This window comes from Mesorhizobium sp. M7A.F.Ca.CA.002.05.1.1 (genome assembly GCF_003998335.1).
GTDB lineage: Bacteria > Pseudomonadota > Alphaproteobacteria > Rhizobiales > Rhizobiaceae > Mesorhizobium.
Window position 1 is genome coordinate 1 of the sequence record NZ_RZQI01000524.1, and the last position, 4,296, is coordinate 4,296.

Annotated in this window: 4 protein-coding genes; 1 reads left to right on the forward strand and 3 read right to left on the reverse strand. The window is 63.0% G+C overall.

Annotated elements, in window-relative coordinates; genetic code table 11:
- Positions 1 to 1,351: ABC transporter ATP-binding protein (locus tag EN939_RS23055; protein ID WP_164751156.1), on the forward strand; the 1,351-nt coding region annotated here is incomplete at its 5' end.
- A 19-nt stretch (positions 1,352 to 1,370) separates the two neighbouring features.
- On the opposite strand, the gene EN939_RS23060 is transcribed toward EN939_RS23055, so the two are convergent.
- The 3 genes from EN939_RS23060 to EN939_RS23070 all read right to left on the reverse strand — a co-directional run bounded on the left by EN939_RS23060 (position 1,371) and on the right by EN939_RS23070 (position 4,039).
- Positions 1,371 to 2,153: an ABC transporter ATP-binding protein gene (locus EN939_RS23060; RefSeq protein ID WP_127269920.1), complete on the reverse strand. Its 783-nt coding sequence runs from the start codon at positions 2,151 to 2,153 to the stop codon at positions 1,371 to 1,373.
- 10 nt (positions 2,154 to 2,163) lie between these two features.
- Positions 2,164 to 2,931, reverse strand: a complete 768-nt coding sequence (locus EN939_RS23065) for an ABC transporter permease (RefSeq protein ID WP_127384037.1) — start codon at positions 2,929 to 2,931, stop codon at positions 2,164 to 2,166.
- A gap of 100 nt (positions 2,932 to 3,031) precedes the next feature.
- Positions 3,032 to 4,039: an ABC transporter substrate-binding protein gene (locus EN939_RS23070; RefSeq protein ID WP_127269923.1), complete on the reverse strand. Its 1,008-nt coding sequence runs from the start codon at positions 4,037 to 4,039 to the stop codon at positions 3,032 to 3,034.
- Positions 4,040 to 4,296 lie beyond the last annotated feature (257 nt).

Consider the following 4,296-nt stretch of genomic DNA (forward strand, 5'->3'; position numbering starts at 1 on the left):
GTTCGGCATCGTCAGCGTGCTTTTGTGGCTGGATTTCCGGCTCGGCCTGCTGACGCTGTCGACCATGCCGGTGCTGTTCATCGTGCGCCTGTTCTGGCTGCCGCGCGCCAAGGTCGCCTTCATGGCCGCGCACGAAACCAACTCGATCGCCAATGGCGCGCTGGCCGAAGGCATCCATGGCGTGCGCACGGTGCAGAGCCTGGAGCGCCAGCACGTCAATTTCGACCTCTATGACGAGAAGGTGCTGGCCAATCTCAATGCCCATCTGACCTCGGCGAAATACGCGCAGGTGATGGTGCCGATCGTCGACACGCTGACCGGCATCGCCATGGCGACCGTCATCGTCGTCGGCGGTTCGATGGTGCTGTCGCACAGCCTCGACATCGGCGTCATGGTGGCGTTCCTGTTCTACATCCAGCGCTTCTTCGACCCGATCCGCTCGCTGACCATGCAATACAGCGTCATGCAGCGCGCCATGGCTTCGGGCCAGCGCATCTCCGAAGTGCTCGACGTGCCGGTCGACGTCAGCGACAGGCAAGGCGCGGTGACGCTGTCGCGCGACATGGACGGCTCGGTCGAGTTCAGGAACGTCACCTTCGGCTATAGGCCGAACCAGCCGGTGCTGAAGAACATCTCCTTTCGCGTCAATCCGGGCGAGACCGTGGCCCTTGTCGGCCCTACCGGATCGGGCAAGTCCAGCTCTATGGCGCTGGTGCACCGCTTTTACGATGTCTGGTCGGGCGAGGTTCTGGTCGGCGGCCATGATGTGCGTGACCTGACCCAGGATTCGCTCGGCGATCAGGTGGCGATGGTGCTGCAGGAGCCGTTCCTGTTCTCCGGCTCGGTGCTGGAAAACATCCGCTACCACAAGACATCAGCCAGCCGCGAGGAGGTGGTGCGCGCCGCACAAGCCGTCGGCGCGCACGATTTCATCGAGAACCTGCCCGATGGCTACGATACCGAACTCGAGCAGCGCGGCGGCAATCTCTCGCTCGGCCAGCGCCAGCTGATCAGCTTTGCGCGTGCACTGGTGGCCGACGCCAAGATCCTGGTGCTCGACGAAGCCACGGCCAGCATCGATTCCTACACCGAGATGCTGATCCAGAAGGCGCTGATCACCCTGCTGGAAGGCCGCACCGGGCTGGTCATCGCCCACCGTCTTGCCACCATCCGCGGCGCCGACCGCATCATCGTGCTGCAGAACGGCGAGATCGTCGAAAGCGGCAACCACGACCAATTGATGGGCCGAAAAGGCCTCTACGCCCGCCTCTACAACATGAACTACGCCTCGTTCGACGACATTTCGGAAGGCGAGCTGGAGTTGGATGCGGCGGTCGGCAAGGCGACGTGATTGGGCCTACCACAGGCGCCTACGCCATTTCGGGGCGTTTTGAACCCTCGCGGATGGCCTTGTGCACGCCGCGCTGCAGATCCATGAATGCAGGGCTTTCCATCACCTCTTCGCGGCGCGGGCGCTCGATATCGACGTTGAAGGTCTGCGTGATGCGTCCCGGGCCGATCCCCATGACGACGATGCGGTCCGACAGATAGACGGCCTCCTCCACATCATGAGTGACAAACAGGACGGTCAACCTGTGTTCCTCCCAGATCTGGGTCAGCAGTTCCTGCATCTGATGCCGGGTCAAGGCATCGAGCGCGCCGAATGGCTCGTCCATCAACAGCATCTTGGGCCGGTAGGAAAGCGCGCGCGCAATGGCGACGCGCTGTTTCATGCCGCCCGAGAGTTCGGCCGGATAGCGGTCGGCGCTGTCGGACAGCTTGACGAGTTCGAGATGCTCCAGCGCGATCCTGCGGCAGGTCGGGCGATCGTAACCGGCGGCCTTGAGGGCAAATTCGATGTTCTGCCGCGCCGTCAGCCAGGGAAGCAGCGTGTAGGACTGGAAGACGACGCCACGGTCGAGACCCGGCTGCAGGATCGGCGCGCCATCGATGCTGAGATCGCCGGCGTCGAAGTCCTGCAGTCCGGCCACGATCGACAGCAGCGTGCTCTTGCCGCAGCCCGACGTGCCGACCAGGGAGACAAACTCGTTGTCGGCAAGATCGAGATTGATGTCGCGCAGCACTTCCGTGCGCCGCTCGCCGGTGCCGAAGCTCTTGTGGAGACCGGCGATCCGCAGTTTGGGGGGGCTCATCGGCTGGACCTCATTGCGAGCGGCCCTCTTGCTTGAACAGCACCTTTTCCAGCGCCTTCATCACCTGGTCGGTGATGAGGCCGAGCAGGCCGAGCAGCAGGATGTAGCCGATGATCGTGTTTGTCTGGAAATAGCGCTGCGACACGGTGATGCGATAGCCGAGCCCCGAAGTCGCGGCGACAAGTTCGGCCAGCACCAGCCAGGTCCATGCCCAGCCCAGGCTGATGCGCAGCGTATCCCAGATGCCCGGCAAGGCGCTGGGAACGACGATGCGCGTCAGGATCTTGCGATCCGGCAAGCCGAGTGTACGCCCAAGGCCAATGAAATCGGCTGGAACCCGTTTCACATTGTCCATGATCATCAGCACCTGCTGGAAGAAGGTGCCGATGAAGATGATCAGGAATTTCTGCGAATCTCCGGTGCCCGCCCACAGGATGGAGAGCGGCACGAAAGCGACGACCGGCATGTAGCGGATGAAATCCACCAGCGGCTCGATGGCCGCTTCCCAGGACCGGAAACTGCCGATCAGCACGCCGATCGGTATCGACAGGGCCGAGGCGATGAGGAAGCCGATGGAGATACGATACATCGAGGCTTTGAGGTCCAGCCACAACGTGCCGTCGGCGGCGAGCTTGGCGATCTGCATAGCTACGCTGCCCGGCGACGGCAGGAAGATCGGCTTTACCAACCCCAGTCCGGTCGCCGCCCACCAGGCAAGGCCGAGCCCGACGAACACGGCCACCGCGATGATCAGGAAGCGCGACCTGGCGATGGGCACGCCGATCCCGGAGGATCGGCGGCGCCTCGCCGGTTTCGTGACCGGTCCTGCCGCCGGTCGCTCCCGGGGCATCTGTGTCACCACCGCGATCCGGCCTTCGTCATTCCGCTGCCTTGACGAAGGCCGGGTCGATCATCTGCTCCGGCGTCACATCGGCCTGCAGCAGCTTGGCGTTCTTGGCGGCGGCTTCGACATCGGCGAAGGTCTTGGTGGTGAAGTCGCCTGTCAGCGCCGTCTTGTTTTCGGCGAGTGAGTAGTAGCGTACGCCGTCAAAGGCGGTGTTGAGGTCCTTGACGTCCGAACCGACGGCCTTGGCGATGATGGCGCGTCCACCGGGCGTGTCGGCATTGTAGTCCTTGAGCGCCGCGTCCCAGCTCTTGATCATGGCCAGCACCTGGCCGGGCCGCGACTTGATCACCTCGTCACGCACCACCAGCACGTCGCTGATCAGGCCGGGATCCTCGCCGGCGGTGAACAGCAGCTTGAGGTCCTTGTTCTGCGCCATGGCGACGGTGAGGTACGGTTCATAGGTCACCGCGACCGGCACCTGGCCGGCGATCAAGGCGCTGCCGGCGTCGGACGCCGGCATCGGAACCGGCTTGACATCGTCGATCGACATGCCGTTCCTGGCGAGCGCGTATTTGAGCAGAATGTCGCTCGTCGTGCCTTCCTCGAAGGCCACCTGCTTGCCCTTGAGGTCCGCGATGGAGGTGACGTCCTTGCCGGCGATGATGGCGTCGGCGGTCATGGAGACGTCGAGCAGCAGCACGATCTTCACCGGAAGGCCGGCCGCGACCATGCCCATCGCCGTGTGGGTGGCGATGTTGGCGGCGTCGAGCTGGCCGCTTGCAAGTGCTGCATTGATGTCCTTGTCCTCGGCGAAATTAACGATCTGGACGTCGCTCAGCCCGTTCGTCTTGAACAGGCCCTTGGCCTCGGCGACATGCCATTGGCCATAGCCGAGCCAGGGCTCGATCCCGATCTTGAACGCTCCTGCCTCGGGCGTGGTGGGAATGGCCGCATCGGCTGCGTAGGCTGCCGGGGCGGCGGCCAGCCCGATGGCGGCGGCCATCACGAGCGCGCGAAATTGTCCTGTTAGGTTACGCATCATCTTTGTTCCCCTTGATGATCAGACCGCTTTTTCTAACCCAGGCAGCCGGTCTGGTGAGACTGCGGGTTTCTGCTCTTGCGGCACTGTGCCTCGGCGTCTTACCTGCCACTTCATGGTGAAGTGCGAGGATATTTCAGCGTCAGCGGGAGCGGATGTCAAGGCTAAAATACATACATGCATATACAAGTTGGAAAGACTCAATTTTCACGCTTTTCCGGATCGATCCGATCGAGGAAACCCGTCACCCGATCGGC

Bases quoted from the DNA above. Each gene is read 5' to 3' on its own strand.
- EN939_RS23060 (WP_127269920.1), bottom strand. From the start codon at position 2,153: ATGAGCCCCCCCAAACTGCGGATCGCCGGTCTCCACAAGAGCTTCGGC.
- EN939_RS23070 (WP_127269923.1), bottom strand. From the start codon at position 4,039: ATGCGTAACCTAACAGGACAATTTCGCGCGCTCGTGATGGCCGCCGCC.